General features: G+C 71.3%; 18 protein-coding genes. 13 read left to right on the top strand and 5 right to left on the bottom strand.

Translation table 11 applies throughout. From position 1 onward, the window contains the following. The 4 genes from ACFFR3_RS05745 to tsaD are packed head-to-tail and all read left to right on the top strand — an operon-like array spanning nt 1 to nt 3,093. Nucleotides 1–951 carry a phosphotransferase gene (locus ACFFR3_RS05745; protein ID WP_345395748.1) on the top strand — a complete coding sequence of 317 codons (951 nt, stop codon included), beginning with the start codon at nt 1–3 and terminating at the stop codon, nt 949–951. A gap of 27 nt (nt 952–978) precedes the next feature. Further along, nucleotides 979–1,626 (top strand): tRNA (adenosine(37)-N6)-threonylcarbamoyltransferase complex dimerization subunit type 1 TsaB, encoded by a 648-nt coding sequence (tsaB, locus tag ACFFR3_RS05740; protein WP_379482708.1) that lies wholly within the window; start codon nt 979–981, stop codon nt 1,624–1,626. Nucleotides 1,627–1,637: 11 nt separating this feature from the next. Then, a complete protein-coding gene (gene rimI, locus ACFFR3_RS05735; RefSeq protein WP_345409520.1) occupies nt 1,638–2,069 on the top strand; it encodes a ribosomal protein S18-alanine N-acetyltransferase in 432 nt (143 codons plus the stop codon). Next, entirely contained in the window at nt 2,062–3,093 is a 1,032-nt protein-coding gene (gene tsaD / locus ACFFR3_RS05730) for a tRNA (adenosine(37)-N6)-threonylcarbamoyltransferase complex transferase subunit TsaD (RefSeq protein ID WP_364364620.1), read from the top strand. The genes rimI and tsaD overlap by 8 nt, the downstream gene beginning before the upstream one ends. Before the next feature lie 673 nt (nt 3,094–3,766). Here tsaD and ACFFR3_RS05725 read toward each other — a convergent pair. Together ACFFR3_RS05725 and ACFFR3_RS05720 are read right to left on the bottom strand one after the other, a co-directional pair. Further along, on the bottom strand, nt 3,767–5,608 hold the full coding sequence (locus ACFFR3_RS05725; RefSeq protein ID WP_345395754.1) for an apolipoprotein A1/A4/E domain-containing protein: 1,842 nt from the start codon (nt 5,606–5,608) through the stop codon (nt 3,767–3,769). A 194-nt stretch (nt 5,609–5,802) separates the two neighbouring features. After that, nucleotides 5,803–7,017 (bottom strand): THUMP-like domain-containing protein, encoded by a 1,215-nt coding sequence (locus ACFFR3_RS05720; protein WP_417629304.1) that lies wholly within the window; start codon nt 7,015–7,017, stop codon nt 5,803–5,805. Nucleotides 7,018–7,421: 404 nt separating this feature from the next. Here ACFFR3_RS05720 and groES point away from each other — a divergent pair, with 404 nt between their 5' ends. The 5 genes from groES to ACFFR3_RS05695 all read left to right on the top strand — a co-directional run bounded on the left by groES (nt 7,422) and on the right by ACFFR3_RS05695 (nt 11,309). Beyond that, nucleotides 7,422–7,733, top strand: a complete 312-nt coding sequence (gene groES, locus ACFFR3_RS05715) for a co-chaperone GroES (RefSeq protein WP_148036826.1) — start codon at nt 7,422–7,424, stop codon at nt 7,731–7,733. Between the two features lie 73 nt (nt 7,734–7,806). Beyond that, the gene (gene groL / locus ACFFR3_RS05710) at nt 7,807–9,426 is read left to right on the top strand and encodes a chaperonin GroEL (RefSeq protein WP_345395756.1); all 1,620 of its coding nucleotides are present in this window, start codon (nt 7,807–7,809) and stop codon (nt 9,424–9,426) included. Between the two features lie 160 nt (nt 9,427–9,586). Further along, nucleotides 9,587–10,186: a DUF7711 family protein gene (locus tag ACFFR3_RS05705; RefSeq protein WP_345395759.1), complete on the top strand. Its 600-nt coding sequence runs from the start codon at nt 9,587–9,589 to the stop codon at nt 10,184–10,186. 338 nt (nt 10,187–10,524) lie between these two features. Next, nucleotides 10,525–11,160, top strand: coding sequence for a sigma-70 family RNA polymerase sigma factor (locus tag ACFFR3_RS05700; protein ID WP_132334441.1), 636 nt, complete (start codon nt 10,525–10,527; stop codon nt 11,158–11,160). Beyond that, entirely contained in the window at nt 11,157–11,309 is a 153-nt protein-coding gene (locus tag ACFFR3_RS05695) for a hypothetical protein (protein ID WP_345395765.1), read from the top strand. The genes ACFFR3_RS05700 and ACFFR3_RS05695 overlap by 4 nt, the downstream gene beginning before the upstream one ends. Here ACFFR3_RS05695 and ACFFR3_RS05690 read toward each other — a convergent pair. Together ACFFR3_RS05690 and ACFFR3_RS05685 are read right to left on the bottom strand one after the other, a co-directional pair. Beyond that, the gene (locus tag ACFFR3_RS05690) at nt 11,270–11,647 is read right to left on the bottom strand and encodes a DUF5319 domain-containing protein (protein ID WP_355425493.1); all 378 of its coding nucleotides are present in this window, start codon (nt 11,645–11,647) and stop codon (nt 11,270–11,272) included. The two genes, ACFFR3_RS05695 and ACFFR3_RS05690, sit on opposite strands and share 40 nt — an antisense overlap. A gap of 39 nt (nt 11,648–11,686) precedes the next feature. Then, entirely contained in the window at nt 11,687–12,703 is a 1,017-nt protein-coding gene (locus tag ACFFR3_RS05685) for a helix-turn-helix transcriptional regulator (protein WP_379482706.1), read from the bottom strand. A 504-nt stretch (nt 12,704–13,207) separates the two neighbouring features. On the opposite strand from ACFFR3_RS05685, the gene guaB reads away from it, so the two are divergent. From guaB to ACFFR3_RS05665, 4 genes are read left to right on the top strand one after another with little or no spacing between them, the layout of a single operon-like run. Beyond that, a complete protein-coding gene (gene guaB, locus ACFFR3_RS05680; protein WP_379482705.1) occupies nt 13,208–14,689 on the top strand; it encodes an IMP dehydrogenase in 1,482 nt (493 codons plus the stop codon). A gap of 4 nt (nt 14,690–14,693) precedes the next feature. Further along, the gene (locus ACFFR3_RS05675; protein ID WP_364364641.1) at nt 14,694–15,815 is read left to right on the top strand and encodes a GuaB3 family IMP dehydrogenase-related protein; all 1,122 of its coding nucleotides are present in this window, start codon (nt 14,694–14,696) and stop codon (nt 15,813–15,815) included. Nucleotides 15,816–15,861: 46 nt separating this feature from the next. After that, on the top strand, nt 15,862–16,107 hold the full coding sequence (locus ACFFR3_RS05670) for a hypothetical protein (RefSeq protein ID WP_345395777.1): 246 nt from the start codon (nt 15,862–15,864) through the stop codon (nt 16,105–16,107). A 6-nt stretch (nt 16,108–16,113) separates the two neighbouring features. Next, complete coding sequence (locus ACFFR3_RS05665) at nt 16,114–16,884, top strand: phosphotransferase family protein (RefSeq protein WP_345395780.1); 771 nt, start codon at nt 16,114–16,116, stop codon at nt 16,882–16,884. Here ACFFR3_RS05665 and ACFFR3_RS05660 read toward each other — a convergent pair. Next, nucleotides 16,871–17,698 carry a class II fructose-bisphosphate aldolase gene (locus tag ACFFR3_RS05660; protein WP_364364647.1) on the bottom strand — a complete coding sequence of 276 codons (828 nt, stop codon included), beginning with the start codon at nt 17,696–17,698 and terminating at the stop codon, nt 16,871–16,873. The genes ACFFR3_RS05665 and ACFFR3_RS05660 overlap by 14 nt on opposite strands. Between the last annotated feature and the right edge of the window lie 6 nt (nt 17,699–17,704).

Here is a 17,704-nt window from a genome sequence, read left to right as displayed (position 1 = left end):
ATGACCGACACCGACACCGGCACCGACACCCAGACCAACCCGCCCGCCACCGGTGCCCGCGTGCCCTGGTCCGACGTGCCCGCGGCGGTGCGCGCCGCGATCGAGGACTTCCTGGGTGACGCCGTGGCCGAGGCCGTCACGCAGCCGGGCGGCTTCTCCCCGGCCGCAGCCGTCCGCCTGCGCACGCGCTGCGGCAGGCGCGTCTTCGTCAAGGCCGTCGGCCCCGAGCCCAACGCCGACGCCGTCCGCATCTACCGCTCCGAGCTGGTGAACGCCGCCGCGCTGCCCGCGTCCGTGCCCGCGCCCCGGCTGCTCACCGGGTTCGAGCGCGACGGCTGGGTCGTGCTCGTCTTCGAGGACGTCGAAGGCCGCCACCCCGCCATGCCCTGGCGGCGCGACGAGCTGGACCGGGTGCTGGCCGCCGTCGAGGAGATGTCCGCCGCGCTCACCCCGTCGCCCATCGACGCGCCGCCGATCGAGGAGGTGTTCGGTGAGCAGTTCCACGGCTGGCGCAACCTCATGAGCGAGGACACCACCGGGCTGGACCCCTGGGCGGTGCGGCACCTCGGCGCGCTGGCCGAGCTGGAGTCCGGCTGGGCCGCCGCGGCAGCCGGCGACACCCTCGCCCACGCCGACCTGCGGGCCGACAACATCCTGCTCACCGACGACCGCGTCTACTTCGTCGACTGGCCGTGGGCCGCCCGCGCCGCGTCCTGGTTCGACCTGGTCGGGATGCTGCCGTCCATCGGCATGCAGGGCGGGCCCGCGCCGCACGAGCTGGCCGAGCTGCCCGGCGACGACGTCACCCGGGTCGTGGCCGCCATGACCGGCTATTTCGTCCGCTCGTCCAGGCAGCCGGACCCGCCTGGACTGCCCACGCTCAGGGCGTTCCAGCGGGCGCAGGGCCTGGTGGCACTCGAATGGCTGAAGCGGCGTACCGGCTGGGAGTGACCCCGCCTGCGGGTAGGCTAAACAGTCGTGCTGGTCCTGGCCTTTGACACCGCGACGCCCGCCGTCACCGCGGCTCTCCACGACGGCGAGCGGGTGCTCGCCGAACACACCACCATCGACGCCCGCCGCCACGGTGAGCTGCTCGCGCCCGCCATCGAACTGGTGCTCGGCGCGGCGCGGGTGACGCTGCGCGAGGTCACGGCCGTCGTCGCGGGCAGCGGGCCCGGCCCCTACACCGGTCTGCGGGTGGGGCTGATGACCGCGCAGGGCCTCGCGACCACCCTGGGCGTGCCGGCGTACGGCGTCTGCTCGCTCGACGCCGTCGCCTACGCCAGCGGGCGCACCGAGCCCTTCGTCGCCGCCACCGACGCGCGGCGCAAAGAGGTGTTCTGGGCCCGCTACACCGATCTGCGCACCCGCCTCGACGGTCCCTTCGTCGACCGGCCCGCCGACGTCCCCGTCGAGGGGCTGCCGGTGGTCGGCGCGGGCGCCCAGCTCTACCCCGACCTGCTCGGCGACGGCGCGGGAGCACCCCCCTACCCCTACGCGGGCGCGCTCGCCGCCCTGGCCGCCGAGCGGCTGGCCAAGGGGGTGGCGCTCGAACCGCCGCGCCCGATCTACCTGCGCAGACCCGACGCGGTCGTGCCGGGCGCCCCCAAGAAGGTGACGGCGTGAGACTCAGGCCGATGACCGAGGCCGACCTGCCGGCGGTCATGGAGATCGAGCGGGTCACCTTCCCGCTCGACGCGTGGAGCGAGGGCATGATGCGCGGCGAGCTGGACGAGATACCGCGCACCCGCCACTACGTCGTCGCGCTGGTCGACGACGAGATCGTCGCCTACGCCGGGCTCGCCGCCGCGGCCGACCAGGCCGACGTGCAGACCATCGCGGTGCTGGAGAAGCACCAGCGCAACGGCATCGGCAGCGCCATGCTGACCGAGCTGCTCGCCGAGGCGCGCCGCAGAGGCGCGCGGGAGATCTTCCTTGAGGTACGCGCCGACAACCCGCGCGCCCAGAGCGTCTACCGGCGCTTCGGGTTCGAGGAGATCGGCACCCGCCGCCGCTACTACGACGACGGCACCGACGCGATCATGATGAGGAAACGGCTGGATGACTGACGCACCCCTGGTCCTGGGCATCGAGACGTCCTGCGACGAGACCGGCATCGGCATCGTCAGGGGCCACACGCTGCTCGCCAACACCGTCGCCTCCAGCATGGACGAGCACGCCAGGTTCGGCGGGGTCGTGCCCGAGGTCGCCTCGCGCGCCCACCTGGAGGCCATGACGCCGACCGTGGAGGCCGCGCTGGCCCAGGCCGGGCTGACGTTCTCCGACATCGACGCCATCGCCGTCACCGCGGGCCCCGGCCTGGCCGGTGCGCTGCTCGTGGGGGTCGCCGCCGCCAAGTCCTACGCGCTCGGCCTCGGCGTGCCCCTCTACGGCGTCAACCACCTCGCCGCCCACGTCGCCGTCGACCAGCTGGAGCACGGGCCGCTGCCCAAGCCCTGCATCGCGCTGCTCGTCTCCGGCGGGCACTCCTCGCTGCTGCTCGTCCCCGACGTCGCCGAAGACGTCATCTCGCTCGGCTCCACCGTCGACGACGCCGCCGGTGAGGCGTTCGACAAGGTGGCACGGGTGCTGGGGCTGCCGTTCCCCGGCGGGCCCCACATCGACAAGGCCGCCCGCGACGGCTCCGGGGCCGCCATCGCGTTCCCGCGCGGCAAGATCGACGACGGCACGCTCGACTTCTCCTTCTCCGGGCTCAAGACGGCCGTGGCGCGGTGGGTCGAGGCCAGGGAGGCGTCGGGGCAGTCCGTGCACGTGCCCGACGTGGCCGCGTCCTTCCAGGAGGCGGTGGTCGACGTGCTCACCCGCAAGGCGCTGCAGGCCTGCCGCAAGTACGACGTCCACGACCTGCTCATCGGCGGCGGCGTCGCCGCCAACTCCCGCCTGCGGGCCCTGGCCCAGGAGCGCTGCGACGCGGCCGGCGTACGCCTGCGCGTGCCCCGCCCTGGTCTGTGCACCGACAACGGCGCCATGGTCGCCGCCCTGGGCTCGGACTTGGTGGCCGCCGGCGTCACCCCGTCCTCCCTCCAGATCCCCGCCGACTCCTCGCTCCCGATCACCACCGTCCACGTCTAAGGGGTTCGGGGCTCCTCGGACGCGTGCCCGACCCACCGCAGCTCTCGACTCCGCCGTCGTGCGCGGGCGTCGGCCGGGGGAGGGAATGAGGGCCCAGCGGCCTCTCGGACGCGCTCCTGAGGCCTGCTGGCCTCGCTCTCGCCGCCTTGGGTGGGCGTCGTGGGGGAAGGGGGGTGCGGTCCCTCTGGGAGTCGCTGAGCCCCGCAGGCTCCTGTCCGTGTCGCCTGCCCACCCGCGCCGCCCCTGCGCCGCCCACCCGCGCCGCATCGCATCGCATCGCATCGCGCCGCGCCGCATCGCATCGCGCCGCATCGCATCGCGCCGCATCGCATCGCGCCGCATCGCATCGCGCCGCATCGCATCGCGCCGCATCGCATCGCGCCGCATCGCATCGCGCCGCATCGCATCGCATCGCGCCGCATCGCATCGCATCGCGCCGCATCGCATCGCATCGCGCCGCATCGCATCGCATCGCGCCGCACCGCGCCGCACCGCATCGCGTCGCGCGCCTGTCTGCGCCGTTCGCCCTTAGGGGGCACCTGTCCGCGTTGTTCTGCGGGGCCGTTTGTGCCGTTCGTGGCCTGGCCTGGGCTGTGCGCGGGCTTTGCGGTAGAGGTGCCTTGGTGACAGGGGCCGCCCGCCTCCGATCGTGGGGCGGGCGGGAGCGATCTGCTCAGTCCTTGGGGCGGGTGGGGCGGAGGAGGGCTTCGGCTAGGGCGAGCATGGTTTCCTCCAGCGCGCTCAGGCGCTTTGTCAGTTCGTCCGTGGCCGGCTGGACGACCTCTGTGACCACGCCTGAGACGGCGCCGGTCATCTCCTCGCTGTCGGGGCGGGAGCGAACCAGTTCGCTGAGGGCTTCTGTGGCGGCGGCGAGGCGTTCCGACTGTTGGCCTGCGTGGGTCTGGAGGAGTTCGCCTACCTGTTGGGTCATCCGGTCGGTCAGGTCGGGGAGGTCGCCCACGCGGCGGTTGACCGCTTCGATGCGGTCGTCGACCGACTCCAGGTGTTCTGTGGCCTGTTCGGCGCGGGTGGCGAGGCCGTTCAGGTGGGTGTTGAGGCCGTTGAAGCGGCTGTCGAGGCCGCCGAAGTGGTCGTCGAGCGAGTCGAAGCGGCTGCTGATGTGCTCCTCGGCCTCGACCAGGCGTTCGTCGATGGCGTCGACCTGGCTGTCGAGGCGGTTGAAGCGGCCCTCGTTGCGGGTCGCGATCTCGGCGGCGCGCTGGTCGGTGGCCTGCAGGCGTTCGTCGAGCGAGGCGAAGCGGGTGTCCATGCGGACGTCGAGGGCGTCGAAGCGGTCGTCGTGCCGGCCGAGGTGGCCGTCGAGGGTGCCGAGGCGCTTGTCGACGGCGCCGAGCTGGCCGTCCATGGACGACAGCCGCTTGTCGACGCCGCCGATGCGCCCGTCGAGGCCGTCGAGCCTGGTGTCGATGTCGGCCAGGCACTCGTCGGCCGACTCCAGCCGGCTGTCGAACCCGGTGAGCCGGGAGTCGAGGCCGGTGAGCCGGCCTTCGGCGCGTTCGAGGCGGGCGTCCACGGCGCTGAGCCGGGACGTGAGGCGCTGCTCGCTCTCGCCGAGCTGCACGGCGAGGTGCTGGTCGGTCTCGTCGAGGCGGACGGTCAGGCGCTGCTCGACGGCGGCCAGGCGGGCGCCGGCCTGCTCGTCGGCCTCCTTGAGCCGGGCCACGAGCCGCTCGTCGGCCTCCAGCAGGGCCGTGGCGAGCCGCTGGTCGGTCTCGTCGAGCCGGGTGCTGAGCCGCTGGTCGGTCTCGCCCAGACGGGCGCTCAACCGCTGGTCGGTCTCGTCCAGCCGAGTGGTGAGGCGCTGGTCGGTCTCGTCCAGGCGGGTCGTCAGGCGCTGGTCGGTGTCGTCGAGGCGGGTGGTGAGGCTCTCGGACAGGTCGGAGACCGCCACCTCGACCCGGTCGGTGCGGGACGTCAGCTCCGCCATCGACCGGTCGAGCCGGGTGAAGCGCCCGGCCGCGGCCTCCATGCTGGCGTTGAGCCCCGCCAGGGTGGCGGCGAAGTCGGCCATGCCCTTGGTGATGCCGTCGGTGGTGTCGAGCACCGACTGCAGCCGGCTGAGCGCCTCGTCGACGCTCTCGCCCACGGTGCCGAGGTCGGCCCACACGCTCGGCAGGTCGGTGATCGGGGAGACTCTGGCGTCCACCCCGCTCACCCTGTCGCCCACGGCGTCCACGTGGTCGCGTACGGCCTCGACGTGCTGCGCGAGGCCCTCCGCCCACATCGGCGGCTTGGCGGAGATCTCGTCGAGCCGCCCGCTCACCGCCTCGATGGACCCGCTCAGCCCGCCCAGCTCCCGCTCGCGGACCTCCCGCAGCAGCCATTCCATGCCCTCCAGGCGCTGGCGGATCTCGTCGAGCACCGCGCCCTGGGTGCGCTGCTCGTAGACGTGGTCCTGGGCGGCACGGGCGAGCAGGTCCCGCATCCTCTTGGGGACGACGTCGGCGTTGTACGCGCCCGATTGGAGAAGGGTGGTGTGGTTGGAATGGTCCACCGAAAGCTCCTTCGCTCGCCGACGGACTGCCGCGCAGTGGTCGGGTAGGTCCGGTTCAATATCTGAAGAGCGAGAACGCGGTTAACCGCAATAGGGGGAGAACTCCCGCCCGCCCACCTTAGCCTTTCGATCAAGGTCCGTCAGGGCTGAAGTGAAAGATCGAGGAAAGCGATTCGATGGCCGAATTTGGCGATTCAGGCAGGTGAGGAGGGCTTGCAGAGGATTACCGAGGGTTTGTCGAGAATCCTGGTCAGGGCGATGACCATGGTGTTCTCCCCGCTGAGCCGCAAATCGGCACGGAGGCGCTCGATGTCGACGGCGGACCCGCGCTTCTTGATGGTGACATTGCCGATTTGTCGGGCGCGGAGTGCGGCGCGGAGTTTTTTCAGAGAGAAGGGGATGATGTCTTCTATTTCGTATCTGGCGGCCCATGGGGTGTCCGCCGGGGCGTCGGACGTGACGTACGCGATCATCGGGTCCATCAGCCGCCCGCCGACCAGCTCGGCCACCTCGCCGACGAGGTGCGCGCGGATGGCGGCGCCGTCGGGCTCGTAGAGGTAGCGCCCTGGCGGGCCCACCTCGGCCGTGACGCCGGTGGCGGTCAGCGTGTGCCCGCCGGGCAGCAGGGCCGCGCGCCTGCCCGCGGTCACGCCGGCGCCCGTCCACAGCGTGGCCTCCTTGACCTCCCCCTTGTACGACACCCACTCGGCCAGCGCGCCCTCGGGGATGAACTCGTACGGGATGCCCGGCGCCACCTTGAGGCAGGCGAGCCGGGCGCGTGAGATCAGGTCGAGCACCACCGGCCAGGGCGGCGAGTACGCCATCGGGTCGAACGTCCTGCCCCTGCCCGTGCGCCGCGCCGGGTCGGCGAACAGCGCGTCGTACTCCTCGGGACGCACCTCGGCCGCGTCGCCCACGTGGACCGTCACCCGCTCACCCAGCCCGAACGCCTCCGCGTTCGCCCGCGCCACGGCCACCGTCAGCGGGTCGGTGTCGAACGCCGTCACCGTGCACCCGGCGCGGGCCAGCGCGAGCAGGTCGCCCCCGATGCCGCAGCAGGCGTCCACGACGCGGGCGCCGGAGGGCGGCAGGGCGGGCGGCAGGGCGGGCGCCTGGGTGGGCAGCAGGGCGGGCAGCAGGGCGGCGCGGTGGGCGGCGACCTCGGTGCGGGTGGCCTGTTCGAGCCCGTGCGGCGTGAAGAACATCCGGTCGGCGTCCGCGCCGAACTTGGCCCTTGCCCGCTGCCGCAGCCCCGCCTGGGTGAGCGCGGCGGAGGTGAGCGCCGCGTCGTACGTCTTGCGCAGGGTCGTGGCGGCGGCCACGGGATCGGCGCCCGCCAGCTCGCCCGCCTCGGCGAGCGCCCGCAGGCCGCGCGGGGTCAGCAGCTCCGTGAAGGCGTCGAGGTCCACGTCACCCGACGTTAGCGCCACGCCCGCCATCCTCAGGACGGGGAGACGCGCCTCGGGGGAGTCCTAAGGGCGGGGAGACCTGTGCGAGGTGGTGCGGGTAGGAGGTGTGCAGGTGGGTAGGGGCGGGTCGGCGTCGTGGTCCGAGCGGGCGGGAGCGGCGTGGCCGGTGGGGCGAACATTCGTGCACGTGGGAGACTGGACCAGGTCAACGGCCTCTTCCCGAGCTCTGATCGCTCTCAGCAGACGCGTTCGTGTTGACTGTCAAGCCCCTCTTGCATATGTTTCCTGTTGGCACTCTCCCCTTGAGAGTGCCAACGTGCGACGAGGCAGGTCTGACACCCGCGACGGCAGGCCCAGCTGGTCGCCTCTTCTAGATCATTCAAATCTGAAGGGGAGGTCCGATCGTGACGACCGCCACCAAGGTTCCCGTTAAGCCGCTCGGCGACCGCATTGTGGTTCAGCCGCTTGAGGCCGAGCAGACCACCGCTTCCGGTCTGGTCATCCCGGACACCGCCAAGGAGAAGCCGCAGGAGGGCAAGGTCCTCGCGGTGGGCCCGGGCAACTGGGACGAGGACGGCGAGAAGCGGATTCCGCTCGACGTCTCGGAGGGCGACATCGTCCTCTACAGCAAGTACGGCGGCACCGAGGTCAAGTACGGCGGCGAGGAGTACCTCGTGCTCTCCGCCCGCGACGTTCTCGCGATCATCGAGAAGTAGGCCGGATGTGTCGAGCCCCGGGCGCTCTTGAGGGCGGCCGGGGCTTTCGACGCTAGGAGAGGACTTTCAGACAATGGCGAAGATCCTGGAGTTCGACGAGGACGCCCGCCGCGCGCTCGAGCGCGGCGTGAACGCCCTCGCGGACGCCGTCAAGGTAACCCTCGGCCCGCGCGGCCGCAACGTCGTCATCGACAAGAAGTTCGGTGCGCCGACGATCACGAACGACGGTGTGACCATCGCTCGTGAGATCGAGCTGGAGGAGCGCTACGAGAACCTCGGCGCCCAGCTCGCCAAGGAAGTGGCGACCAAGACCAACGACATCGCGGGCGACGGCACCACCACCGCGACCGTCCTGGCCCAGGCCATGGTCCGCGAGGGCCTGCGCAACGTCGCCGCCGGCGCCTCGCCGCTGTCGCTCAAGCGCGGCATCGACAAGGCCGCCAAGGCCGTCAGCGACCGCCTGCTGTCGACCGCCCGCGAGGTGGCCGACAAGAAGGAGATCGCCAACGTCGCCACGATCTCCGCGCAGGACGCGCAGATCGGTGACCTGATCGCCGAGGCGTTCGACAAGGTGGGCAAGGACGGTGTGCTCACCGTCGAAGAGTCCAACGCCATGGGCATGGAGCTCGAGTTCACCGAGGGCATGCAGTTCGACAAGGGCTACCTGTCGGCCTACATGGTCACCGACCCCGAGCGCATGGAGTCCGTCCTCGAGGACGCCTACATCCTGCTCACCCAGGGCAAGATCTCCTCCATCGCGGACTTCCTGCCGCTGCTGGAGAAGATCGCCCAGACGAAGAAGCCGCTGCTCGTGGTCGCCGAGGACGTCGAGGGCGAGGCCCTGGCCGTCCTGGTCACCAACAAGATCCGCGGCACCTTCACCTCGGTGGCCGTCAAGGCCCCCGGCTTCGGCGACCGCCGCAAGGCGATGCTGCAGGACATGGCCATCCTCACCGGCGGCCAGGTCGTCAGCGAGGAGGTCGGCCTCAAGCTGGAGCACGTCGGTCTCGAGGTGCTCGGCACGGCCCGCCGCGTCGTCGTCACCAAGGACGCCACGACCATCGTCGACGGCGCCGGTGACGCGCAGGCCATCGAGGACCGCGTCAAGGAGATCAAGATTGCCATCGAGCAGTCCGACTCCGACTGGGACCGCGAGAAGCTGCAGGAGCGGCTGGCCAAGCTGGCCGGCGGTGTGTGCGTGCTGCGCGTCGGCGCCGCCACCGAGGTCGAGCTGAAGGAGAAGAAGCACCGTCTCGAGGACGCGATCTCCGCGACGCGCGCCGCGATCGAGGAGGGCATCGTCTCCGGCGGTGGCTCCGCGCTGATCCACGTCTCCAAGGACCTCGACGACCTCGGTCTGTCGGGCGACGAGGCGACCGGTGTCGGCATCGTGCGCCGCGCGCTGGTCGAGCCGGCCCGCTGGATCGCCGAGAACGCCGGCCTCGAGGGCTACGTCGTGACGCACAAGGTCGCCGAGCTGGAGGCCGGTCACGGCCTCAACGCCGCGACCGGCGAATACGGCGACCTCATCGGCCAGGGCGTCATCGACCCGGTCAAGGTCACCCGCTCGGCCGTCCAGAACGCCGCTTCGATCGCGGGCATGCTGCTCACGACCGAGGCGCTCGTGGTGGACAAGCCCGAGGAGGAGGCGCCCGCCGCCGGCGCGGGTCACGGTCACGGCCACGGCCACTGACCGTCCCTTCCTTCCGCTGACCGTACGGCCCGCACCCGCTCAGGGTGCGGGCCGTACGGCTTTCCTGCGTCTGTACGGCTTGGCGGTGCCTGGGGTCGGCGTGCGGCGGGGGTGGGCACGTACGCTGGGCGGCGGTCGGTGTGAGGAGGTGGCCGGGGGCGTGCGGTATCGGCGGGCGGTGGAGCGGTTGCGGATGCTCGCGCGGGCGTGCGAGCAGACGCGGCGGGTGCGGGCGGACGAGCCGTTCCTGCGGGCGGCGTACGTGTTCGGCGACCTGCTCGGCGGGGCCGACGAGGTCGGGTGCCTGGAGGTGGCGTTCGTGCTGAACCTGCCGCCCGAGGAGGTGGCGTGGGGCACGCAGCCGCCGGGGACGGCCTGGCTGGTCGACTTCCTCGATCTGGACAAGGGCGGGGTGGCCTACGTCTGGCGCCCGCATCGGGACCCGGTGGCCAACCATCACGTCAGGGAGCCGGTGCGGTTCTGGTCGCTGGACGGCATCGAGGAGGACGTGCTGGCGGCGCTGGCGGAGCGGCGCTTCGGCGAGGCGCGGGCGGCGTCCGAGGGCGGGGCCGCCGGCAACGGGGTGGCCGACGTCGAGGCGGAGCTGCGGACGGCGCTGGAGCACCTCAGGGCGGTGCACGGGGCGTACTGGGACCGGCGGTGGCGGCGCGAGCACCGGAGCCTGGGCCGCTACCCCGAGCATCACCTGTGGGAGGCCGTGCGGGGCTACCTGGAGCTGCTGGACGCGCGCGACGACTGAGGCAGCGCGCGCGGCGCGGCGCGGCGGGAGCTCGGCTGAGCGCGCGGCGCGGCGGGAACTCGGCCGAGGGCGCCCACGCTTGGGGGCCGGTTCTGGGCGGGCGGCTTATCGGGCGATGGGGGAAATTGGGGGGAAAGGTGGATTGTTGGTCGTAAACCGGGAGTGGGCGATAAGCGTCTGGGGTCTGACAAATGTCGTGCATTCCGGGTTATCAGGTGAAATATTATGTCAGTATTAAGGCTTAGTGTGGTCGCCTGATTACTGCTCGTTATCGTCGCTTCAATGTGACCAATCCGTAGCCGTTCGCCATGACGACAGGCCGGATCAGTGCGGGCATCATGCCTATCGTGAGCGAGGGAAGCGTCGCCGACGCCAAAATTGGGGTAAGGCTCGCGTCGAGACTTCCGGCACGGACGGATGACTCCGACCTTAGGGAACTGACGAGCCTCGCCGTACAGGGGGATCGCAGTGCGATCGAATCCCTGCTCGGCGAGTTGCGTCCGATGGTGGTGCGGTATTGCCGCGCCCGGCTGGGCAGGGTTTCAGGGCAATATCACATTGCCGATGACGTCGCCCAGGAGGTGTGCATCGCGGTGTTGTCCGCGCTGCCGCGATACCGCGACATGGGGCGGCCGTTCGCGTCGTTCGTGTTCGGCATCGCCTCGCACAAGGTGGCCGATGCGCTACGAAGCTCGGTACGGTCGGCGGTGCCGACACAGGACCTGCCCGACGGCCCCGACGACGGCCCGGGGCCCGAGGAGACCGTGGTCCGCTACATCGAGGTCGAGCACGCCAGGCGGCTGCTGGCCCGTCTGCCCGAGAACCAGCGGGAGTTGCTGCTGCTGCGGGTGGTGTCGGGGCTCTCGGCGGAGGAGACCGGTAATGTACTCGGTATGTCACCGGGTGCAGTGCGCGTCGCCCAGCATCGGGCGCTGGCCAGGCTGCGGCAGATGGCCGAGCTGGAGTCCGCTTGACGCCAGAGGACGAGACCGACGCGCTGCTCGACGCGCTCGGCCGTGGAGAGATGCCCGATCCGGGCGATCCCGCGGTGCGGCTGCTGGCCGTGCTGCGGGATGACGTGACTCAGCGGCGCTCCTCCGTGTCGATGACGCCGTCGACGTAGCCTCTGGCGTAGTCCCAGCTGACGTAGTCGGCGGGGTCAGGGTGGAAGGCCGGCTCGTGCACCTGTGGCTGGCCTTTCTCGATCATCTGCTTGAGGTTGCCGCGCAGCAGATCCCAGTCGAAGAAGTGCTGCTCGCCACACTCCGGGCAGTCGAGTACGAGCCCCAGCACCCCCTGCGGTTCGAGCAGGGAACGGAAGACCTCGACGTCGGCGAGGTCGGTGATGGCCTCGTCGCGCTCGGCGGCCGTGAGCGGCTCGGCATCGTCGAGCGCGCCCATCGCTGAGGAAGGGTCGTTAGGGTCGTCCGCGAACGGATCGCGGGGGACGTCTTCCAGCACCTTCCCACCATATGACCGATGCGGCCCGCGCGGTGAGTATTACCTCAGCCATCCGCGCCTGGCGGCCTCCACACCTGCGCGGAAGCGGGATTGCGCGCCCAACTCGGTCATGGCGTCGGCCCATCGGGCGCGCACGGTCCGTACGGACACGCCGAGCTGGCGGGCGATGGAGTCGTCGCACAGGCCCTGTGCGGCCAGGCGCAGCACCTGGCGCACGCCGTCGGCCCTGGACGCCCACGGCAGGGGCTGCGCGCGGGCCCACAGCTCCGTGAACAGGGTGCTCAGCACGCCGACGATGACGGGAGTGCGGACGAGGTAGAAGTTGTAGGCGTGGTCGGGCAGGTTGCCGCCCCAGCAGGCGGGCAGGCCGGCCGTCTCGGACCCGGCGGTCATGAACCAGCTCGGCACCCGGTCGAGCGTGCGGACCTCGCCGCCGGCCTCGATGACGTTGGTCAGCTGGTCGCGTACGCCGGGGGCGCTCAGCGTGAAGACCGGGACGACGGCGCGTACGGTCAGCAGGTTTCGTTTTTGCGCATCAATCCAGGGATCCGCGAATTTACGCGCAAAATCGGTCATCGTGCGTTCGTCGGGAATCGCGGTCAGTAAAGGCATCGGCGGCGACGGCGACTGCACCGCGATGCCGACGACGCTTTCGTAGAGGATGTCGGCGCCGCTCGCCATCTCCACCATGAATGGGCCGCTGCGATAGTCGCGCCCGGCGTCGTAGTCGCGGATCAGGCCGCGGATGGAGCCGAGCGCCGAGTCGATTCTGCGGCTCTCCTCGGCGAGCCGGTCGAGGCGCTGCGCGATCACCCGGCCGAGCGCGGCGGCGGGATGCCTGGCCAGGTATTGGCCCGACTGCTCGTCGATGACGCCCAGCTTGACCAGGTCGTCGAGCTGGCGGCCTACTTTGTCGACCGGGCCGTCCATCGCCTGGGCCAGATCGGAGAGGGTCGCCCTGTGCAGGCGCAGCACCGCCGTGTAAAGCGCGGTTTGGGCCGAGTCGAGACCCAGCGTCTCGAAGGGATCGGACACGGTGTGGGGCTCGTCGCGCATGCTGGGCGGCTCCGGCGGGGGGACACGGGCGTGCCGCGAGGATAACTCCGCGATCGGCGCCTGTCCCGCCCTTTCGGCGAGTTGTTCCGGTGGATGTGCAACTTCGTGCAGTTGCACGTTTGCCCATTGCGATACGCCGCTCCGTAACGCACGCTTTACCCAGCGTCGGCATTCAGAGATGGGCGCGGCGGCGCCGGCCATCAGGACGCGGAGGGGGGTTCGGTGGTGCGGAGCGCCACCTCGCCCGGATGCCGATGGCCCGGGGACGGGACGGATCACCGACCGTCCCGTCCCCGGGCACTTCCGATGCCGGGAGTACGAACGGCTGTGGGGGCCTTCGTCCTCCCGGCATCAGTGCGTTCCCCGCCGGATCCCCGCCGGATCCCACCGATTCCCCGCCGATTTCACGCCGAATCGCGCGGGCCGCCTCCCTGCCTCGATGCGTTTGGAGGCAGGCCCTAGACTTGAGTCCATTCAGCGTGCGAGGCAGGAGGGGGCCGCGGCATGTCCAAGTTCACCGAAATGGGTTTGACCTTCGATGACGTGCTGCTGGTGCCCGGCTATTCAGATCTCCAACCAGGCGAGGCCGACACCCGATCACGCCTGTCACGGGGCATCACGCTGTCGATCCCGCTGGTCTCCGCGGCCATGGACACCGTGACCGAGGCCCGCATGGCGGTCGCCATGGCGCGCCAGGGCGGCATCGGCATCCTGCACCGCAACCTGGCGGTCGAGGAGCAGGCCCAGCAGGTCGATCTCGTCAAGCGGTCCGAGGCCGGCATGGTCACCAACCCGGTGACCTGCAGCCCCGACGACACGCTCGCCGACGTCGAGCGGCTGTGCGCCACCTACCGCATCTCCGGTGTGCCGGTGACCGACGTGGCGGGCAAGCTCGTCGGCATCGTGACCAACCGTGACATGCGCTTCGAGACCGACCAGACGCGCCCCGTGCGCGAGGTCATGACGAAGATGCCGCTGGTCACCGCGCCCGTCGGGGTCTCCCGCGACGAGGCGTTCACGCTGCTGCGGCACAACAAGATCGAGAAGCTGCCGCTCGTCGACGCCGACGGCCGGCTGCGCGGGCTGATCACCGTCAAAGACTTCACCAAGAGCGAGCAATACCCGCTGTCCACCAAAGACGCCGACGGCCGCCTGCTGGTCGGCGCCGCGGTGGGCGTCGGCGGCGACGCGGAGGAGCGGGCCAAGGCGCTCATCGACGCCGGCGTCGACGTGATCATCGTCGACGTCGCGCACGGCCACTCCAAGGGCCTCGCCGACATGATCGCCAAGGTCAAGGCCAACAGCAGCGTCGAGGTCATCGGCGGCAACATCGCCACCAGGGCGGGCGCCCAGATGCTGGTCGAGGCGGGCGCCGACGCCGTCAAGGTCGGCGTGGGCCCCGGCTCCATCTGCACCACCCGCGTCGTGGCCGGGGTCGGCGCGCCGCAGGTCACCGCCATCTACGAGGCGTCGAAGGCGTGCGTGCCCGCCGGGGTGCCGGTCATCGGCGACGGCGGCCTCCAATACTCCGGCGACATCGTCAAGGCCATCGCCGCGGGCGCCGACACGGTCATGCTGGGCTCGCTGCTCGCCGGCTGCGAGGAGTCGCCCGGTGAGCTGATCTTCATCAACGGCAAGCAGTTCAAGTCCTACCGGGGCATGGGGTCGCTCGGCGCCGTACGCAACCGCGAGCGCGGCGGCACCTCCTACAGCAAGGACCGCTACGCGCAGGCCGAGTCCGGTGGCGAGGACAAGTACATCCCCGAGGGCATCGAGGGCCAGGTCCCCTACCGCGGCCCGGTCGCCGCGGTCGCCCACCAGCTCGTCGGCGGGTTGCGCCAGGGCATGTGGTACGCCGGCTGCCGCACGATCGAGCAGATGCACACCGACTGCGAGCTCATGCCGATCACGGCGGCGGGGCTCAAGGAGAGCCACCCCCACGACATCCAGATGACCGTGGAAGCTCCGAACTATCACAGAAGGTAAGTTCATGACTCAGCAGGTGGAGATCGGCCGGGGCAAGACCGGGCGGAGGGCGTACTCGCTCGACGAGATCGGCCTGGTGCCCTCGCGGCGCACCCGCGACCCGGAGGAGGTGTCGATCGCCTGGCAGATCGACGCCTACCGGTTCGAGCTGCCCGTGGTCGTCGCTCCCATGGACAGCGTGGTCTCGCCGGCCACCGCCATCGAGATCGGCCGGCTCGGCGGCCTCGCCCCGCTCGACCTCGAAGGGCTGTGGACCCGCTACGAGGACCCGCTGCCGCTGCTGGAGGAGTGCGCCGCCCTCGACCAGGAGGCGGCCACCAGGCGGCTGCAGGAGATCTACGCCGCGCCGATCCAGGAGGAGCTGATCGGCCGCAGGATCGAGGAGATCCGCGCGTCCGGGGTGACCGCGGCCGTCCGCCTGTCGCCGCAGCGCACGGTGCAGTACCACAAGGCCGTGATCGACGCGGGCGTCGACATCTTCGTCATCCGCGGCACCACGGTCTCCGCCGAGCACGTCTCGGGGCGGGCCGAGCCGCTCAACCTCAAGCAGTTCATCTACGAGCTCGACGTGCCGGTCATCGTGGGCGGCTGCGCCACCCACACCGCCGCGCTCCACCTCATGCGCACCGGCGCGGCCGGCGTGCTGGTCGGCTTCGGCGGCGGCGCCTCCCACACCACCCGCAACGTGCTCGGCGTCGCGGTGCCGATGGCGACCGCGATCTCCGACGTGGCGGCGGCCCGGCGCGACTACATGGACGAGTCCGGCGGCCGCTACGTGCACGTCATCGCCGACGGCGGCATGGGCACCTCCGGCGACATCGCCAAGGCCATCGCCTGCGGGGCAGACGCGGTCATGGTGGGCTCGCCGCTGGCCCGCGCCGCCGAGGCGCCCGGCCACGGCTTCCACTGGGGCTCCGAGGCACACCACCCCGACCTGCCGCGCGGGCGCCGGGTCGAGTTCGGGACGGTGGGCACGCTGGAGCAGATCCTGCACGGGCCGTCCAGCGTGGCCGACGGGTCGATGAACCTCATGGGCGCGCTCAAGCGCACCATGGCCTCCACCGGCTACTCCGACATCAAGGAGTTCCAGCGGGTCGAGGTCGTGGTGGCGCCGATCCAGCGCTGATCCTCCTCAAGGCGCACGCGCGGGGCCACCGCTAGAGTCCCTGTCCATGGACGAATCGCTCGAAGACCGGGTCAAACGGCTCGAACAGCAGGTGGCCTCGCTCCAGCGTTACCTGGGCATCCAGCTCGACGACTCCGGCGGGCTGCGGCTGCCGCCGGAGTTCCACGAGGCGTTGCGCAACGGCAAGCTGGTCAAGGCCATCGCGATCTACCGCAAGGAGACCGGGGCCTCGCTGGTGCACGCCAAGAAGGCCGTGGAGAACATGCAGCGCCGCCTGTCGGTCGAGCCCTGACCCCGGATGGCTGATCTGACGCACACCCACGCCCTGTCGTACGAGGGCGATCGGGTCGTCAAGCGGCACCTCGCGACCGAGCCGGGCGCGGGCGATCGGGAGTGGCGGGCGCTGACCCTGCTGGCCGCGCACGCGCCCGGCCTCGCGCCCGAGCCGATCGCGTACGAGGACGGCGCCGTGACGATGTCGCGGCTCGACGGGGTGCCGCTGCGTGCTCTGCCCGCCCGTGACGTGCCCCTCGCCGCCCTCGCCGAGGCCCTGACCCGGCTGCACACCGCCGTGCCCGTCCACGTCCTGGAAGGCGTCCCCGTACGTCCCTATCAGCGGGAGGACGTCGTGGAGTGGGTCGGGCGCAGGTGCGCGGAATGGCGGTCCAGGGGCGCCAGGGCGGACCTGGCGGTCAAGGAGGGGCTGCGGTGGCTGGAGGGCTGGCAGCCGGGGCAGGAGGGCGTCACGCCCGTCTTCGGGGCGGGTGACGGCAACCTGGCCAACTTCCTGTGGGACGGCGACCGCGTCCGCGTCGTCGACTTCGAGGAGTCAGGCCGCAGCGACCGGGCGTACGAGCTGTCCGAGGTCGCGGAGCACGTGTCCACGTGGGTGGACGGCGATGTGGACATCGCGGCGGCCGTCGAGCTGAGCCCGCAGGAGGAGTGGCGGATGCGGGAGTGCAGGAGGCTGCACGCGCTGATGTGGCTCTTCCTGCTCTCGCACGAGAGTCCCCGCAACCCGCCGGGCACGTTCGAGCGTCAGGTGGAGCGGGTCCTCACCCGCCTGTGAGCACGCCGAGCAGGTGCGAGACCTCGCGGGCCACGGCGTCGCGGCCCGCCTTGAGGTATTTGCGGGAGTCCACCACGCGCTCGTCGTGGGCCAGGTAGTCGCGGACGGCCCCGGTGAACGCCTTGTTCAGGTGGGTCGCGATGTTGATCTTCTTCATGCCCCGCTGTACGGCCTCGCGCAGCACGTCGTCCGGCACCCCGGAGGAGCCGTGCAGCACCAGCGGCACCGGTACGGCGGCCCGCAGCTCGGCGATCAGCTCCAGGTCGAGCACCGCGTCCTTGGTCGTCATGGCGTGGGAGGTGCCGACGGCCACGGCCAGCGCGTCCACGCCGGTCCGCGTCACGTAGTCGACGGCCTCGTGCGGCTTGGTGCGCGCCCCGGGCGCGTGCACGCCGTCCTTGCCCCCGACCTCGCCCAGCTCGGCCTCCACCCACACGCCGCGCTCGTGGCACCAGGCGGCGACCTCGGCCGTGCTCGCGACGTTCTCCTCGTCGGGCAGCGCGGAGGCGTCGTACATGACCGAGCCGAGGCCCAGCCCGACGGCCTCCTCGACGAGCGCGCGGTCGGTGGCGTGGTCGAGGTGCACGGCGACCGGCACCTCGGCGCGCCGGGCGACGGCGAGCGCGGCCAGCGCGATGGGCTCCAGCGCGCCGTGGTAGCGCACGCAGTTCTCGCTGATCTGCAGGACGACGGGCAGGCCGAGCGCCTCGGCGCCGGCGACGATGGCGGTGGCGTGCTCCAGCTGGATCACGTTGAACGCGCCCACCCCTGCGGGTGACCGACGGACGATGTCGCCGATGGGGGTGAGGGGCATGGCGGG

It is taken from the genome of Nonomuraea salmonea, assembly GCF_042428605.1.
GTDB lineage: Bacteria > Actinomycetota > Actinomycetes > Streptosporangiales > Streptosporangiaceae > Nonomuraea > Nonomuraea salmonea.
Note: the sequence above shows the minus strand (reverse complement) of the source record. Positions and strands in the feature narration are given on the sequence as shown.

Excerpts from the sequence above, each read along its gene's own strand:
- ACFFR3_RS05675 (WP_364364641.1), top strand. The coding sequence starts at position 14,694 with ATGACTCAGCAGGTGGAGATCGGCCGGGGCAAGACCGGGCGGAGGGCG.
- ACFFR3_RS05660 (WP_364364647.1), bottom strand. The coding sequence starts at position 17,698 with ATGCCCCTCACCCCCATCGGCGACATCGTCCGTCGGTCACCCGCAGGG.
- ACFFR3_RS05745 (WP_345395748.1), top strand. The coding sequence starts at position 1 with ATGACCGACACCGACACCGGCACCGACACCCAGACCAACCCGCCCGCC.
- rimI (WP_345409520.1), top strand. The coding sequence starts at position 1,638 with ATGACCGAGGCCGACCTGCCGGCGGTCATGGAGATCGAGCGGGTCACC.
- groL (WP_345395756.1), top strand. The coding sequence starts at position 7,807 with ATGGCGAAGATCCTGGAGTTCGACGAGGACGCCCGCCGCGCGCTCGAG.
- ACFFR3_RS05700 (WP_132334441.1), top strand. The coding sequence starts at position 10,525 with ATGCCTATCGTGAGCGAGGGAAGCGTCGCCGACGCCAAAATTGGGGTA.
- guaB (WP_379482705.1), top strand. The coding sequence starts at position 13,208 with ATGTCCAAGTTCACCGAAATGGGTTTGACCTTCGATGACGTGCTGCTG.
- tsaD (WP_364364620.1), top strand. The coding sequence starts at position 2,062 with ATGACTGACGCACCCCTGGTCCTGGGCATCGAGACGTCCTGCGACGAG.
- ACFFR3_RS05685 (WP_379482706.1), bottom strand. The coding sequence starts at position 12,703 with ATGCGCGACGAGCCCCACACCGTGTCCGATCCCTTCGAGACGCTGGGT.
- ACFFR3_RS05665 (WP_345395780.1), top strand. The coding sequence starts at position 16,114 with ATGGCTGATCTGACGCACACCCACGCCCTGTCGTACGAGGGCGATCGG.
- ACFFR3_RS05670 (WP_345395777.1), top strand. The coding sequence starts at position 15,862 with ATGGACGAATCGCTCGAAGACCGGGTCAAACGGCTCGAACAGCAGGTG.